Source organism: Pseudomonas sp. NPDC087817 (assembly GCF_044742875.1).
In the GTDB taxonomy this organism is placed as follows: domain Bacteria; phylum Pseudomonadota; class Gammaproteobacteria; order Pseudomonadales; family Pseudomonadaceae; genus Aquipseudomonas.
Window position 1 is genome coordinate 1 of the sequence record NZ_JBIUVJ010000162.1, and the last position, 2,242, is coordinate 2,242.

A 2,242-nucleotide genomic window follows, 5' to 3' on the forward strand; every position below is an offset into this window, starting at 1 on the left:
AAGGCCCGAACTTCCTGGTGATTCACCCGGATGAGTGCATCGACTGCGCCCTGTGCGAGCCGGAATGCCCGGCCGTGGCCATTTTCTCCGAGGACGAAGTTCCGGAAGAGATGCAGGAGTTCATTCAACTGAACGTGGAGTTGGCCGAGATCTGGCCAAACATCACCGAGAAGAAAGAATCGCTGCCGGACGCTGAAGAGTGGGATGGCGTCAAAGGCAAGATCAAAGACCTCGAACGCTGATTTGTTGCGCGCTCGATAAAAAGGCCCTTCGGGGCCTTTTTTGTTTTCTGCATTTTGCTTTTCTACAGACAAAAAAAGGGGCGGTTTGACCCGCCCACATTTTTTCCCTATTCCCTGTGTTCCTTTTCATCGTCCTGATGAATCGCGTCCTGCGATGTCCATTCCCCTCATCCTTGAAGGGCGTGTCTGTCCGTCGACACAGCCCTGATACTAAAGAGTTCCCCGCCAGGAGCAACGGGCCGAATACGCTTTGAGGCGCTGTCATAAGCACTTCATATTAGAAAATAAATAAGTAAATCAATAAGTTAAATATGATGGAAGTGGCGAATGGACGTCTACCGCATTGTAAAAATAACGAACACTTACGAAAGAGTAAGTAAAGGCTTACATCTCGAGACTACAAAGGTACTGACACCGACCGAAAGTCGAGCACTAAACGTGTGGCGAGGGAGCTTGCTCCCGCTTGAGTGCGTTTGGGGCTGCTGCGCAGCCCAGCGGGAGCAAGCTTCCTCGCCACAGGGGTATCGTTGAGCCACTAAATCGCGAGCAACAAAAAGCCCCGAACCAGTCGGGGCTTTTGCGGGCGTTGGAGGCGCCTACTGAAACAGCGACTCGCTCGACAGGCCATTCTTCTCGAGAATTTCCCGTAGGCGCTTGAGGCCTTCCACCTGGATCTGTCTTACCCGTTCCCGGGTCAGGCCGATCTCCAGGCCTACATCTTCCAGCGTGCTGCTCTCGTGACCGCGCAGGCCGAAGCGGCGTATCACCACCTCACGCTGCTTGTCGGTCAATTCGGACAGCCATTGATCGATGCTCTGCGACAAATCGTCGTCCTGCAGCAGTTCGCATGGATCGGTAGGACGATCATCCGTCAGGGTGTCCAGCAGGGTTTTATCCGAATCCGGACCCAGCGAGACGTCGACCGAAGAAACCCGTTCATTCAGGCCCAGCATGCGCTTGACCTCGCCTACCGGTTTTTCCAGCAGGTTGGCGATTTCTTCGGGTGAAGGTTCGTGGTCGTGCTTTTGCGTCAGCTCCCGTGCAGCCCGCAGGTACACGTTGAGCTCCTTGACCACATGGATCGGCAACCGGATGGTCCGGGTCTGATTCATGATTGCACGCTCGATGGTCTGACGAATCCACCAGGTTGCGTAGGTCGAGAAGCGGAAGCCGCGCTCGGGATCGAACTTTTCCACCGCACGGATCAAGCCGAGGTTGCCCTCTTCAATCAGATCCAGCAGCGACAGCCCCCGATTGACGTAACGCCGGGCGATTTTGACCACCAGCCGCAGGTTACTTTCAATCATGCGCTTGCGTCCGGCGGGATCGCCACTTTGCGACAAACGCGCAAAATGAACTTCTTCCTCCGGGGAGAGCAGTGGGGAAAAGCCGATTTCGTTGAGATACAACTGCGTGGCATCAAGTGCACGCGTGTAGTCGATGTACTTATGTTGTTTAAGTGAAGCGGAGTGTTTGGATTTGGAACGAACGGAAGGTGGAGCAGCCCCTTCATCATTCGACATCGAAGATTCCGAATCGATGCCGGCCTCCATAAGGAGAACCTCATCGTCGATGTCAAACTCCGGCACTTCTTTACTGAGAGCCATTGTTATAGTCCTTTGGTGAGTTCGACCCCAAGCTCAAGCGACGCCTTTATCCTTGGCAGCGCTGGAGCCTGTCCCCTCTACGAGACGGAACAGGCTGGCTTACAAATCAACGTCTTGGCAGGAACTGCAGCGGATCTACAGGTTTACCTTGGCGGCGAATCTCAAAATGCAGTTTCACCCGGTCTGTACCCGTTGACCCCATTTCGGCAATTGTCTGTCCGACCTTGACCTGCTGTCCCTCCCGAACCAACAGCCGACGGTTGTGACCGTAAGCACTGACGTAGGTTTCGCTGTGTTTGATGATGACTAATTCGCCGTAGCCCCTTAAGCCACTCCCGGCGTATACCACCGACCCAACAGACGCAGCTAAAACAGGCAGTACCAAATCCCCCG

Annotated in this window: 3 protein-coding genes; 1 reads left to right on the forward strand and 2 read right to left on the reverse strand. The window is 54.5% G+C overall.

All coding sequences use genetic code 11. The features are described from left to right. On the forward strand, positions 1-242 hold a 242-nt coding region (locus ACIONG_RS30355), incomplete at its 5' end, for a ferredoxin family protein (protein WP_401304703.1). Between the two features lie 596 nt (positions 243-838). Here ACIONG_RS30355 and rpoS read toward each other — a convergent pair. Both rpoS and ACIONG_RS30365 read right to left on the reverse strand, forming a co-directional pair. Next, a complete protein-coding gene (gene rpoS, locus ACIONG_RS30360) occupies positions 839-1,849 on the reverse strand; it encodes an RNA polymerase sigma factor RpoS (RefSeq protein WP_401304705.1) in 1,011 nt (336 codons plus the stop codon). Between the two features lie 106 nt (positions 1,850-1,955). Further along, on the reverse strand, positions 1,956-2,242 hold a 287-nt coding region (locus ACIONG_RS30365; protein ID WP_401304707.1), incomplete at its 5' end, for a peptidoglycan DD-metalloendopeptidase family protein.